The 534-nt window shown below is 68.9% G+C and carries 1 protein-coding gene; it reads right to left on the bottom strand.

Annotated elements, in window-relative coordinates; genetic code table 11:
* Positions 1–534 (bottom strand): ATP dependent DNA ligase (locus A5698_RS19015; protein WP_502688954.1); only part of this gene is annotated, 534 nt, incomplete at both ends.

Here is a 534-nt window from a genome sequence, read left to right as displayed (position 1 = left end):
CCGAGGCCGGGAACGATGTCGCGCAGCGCGAAGGTGACCGGTTGCTCGAGTTGCTCGTAGGTGCACGAGCGGGGGTCGCGGTCGGGGCGCCACCGGTTGAACTGGGCGGTGTGGCGGAACCGTTCACCCTCCATGTGGTCGTAGCGGACCTCGACCACCCGTTCGGGGCGCAGCGGCACGAACGACAGATCCTTGCCGGCGTTCCAGCGCGACCCGCCGCCGTAGCGGCGCACGACGTCGGGGTCGGCGGCGGCGGCCCAGTTCCACGGGTGCTCCTCGAAAGTCGTTCGCAGTGGCTGAAGTTCGGCGAACAGCTCGCGACGGCGGGTCATCGGGAACGCGCCGATGACGCCGACGGATGCCAGTGTGCCGTCGTCCTTGTACAACCCGAGCAGGATCGACCCGATGCCTTCGCCGCTCTTGTGGATGCGATAACCCATCGCCACGCAGTCGGCGTCGCGGGCGTGCTTGACCTTGACCATCTCGCGCTTGCCGGGCAGATACGGGCCGTCCAGCCGCTTGGCGATCACGCCG

The organism is Mycobacterium sp. E136 (assembly GCF_001666865.1).
Classification (GTDB): domain Bacteria; phylum Actinomycetota; class Actinomycetes; order Mycobacteriales; family Mycobacteriaceae; genus Mycobacterium.
This window is presented reverse-complemented; position numbering and strand designations above follow the sequence as displayed.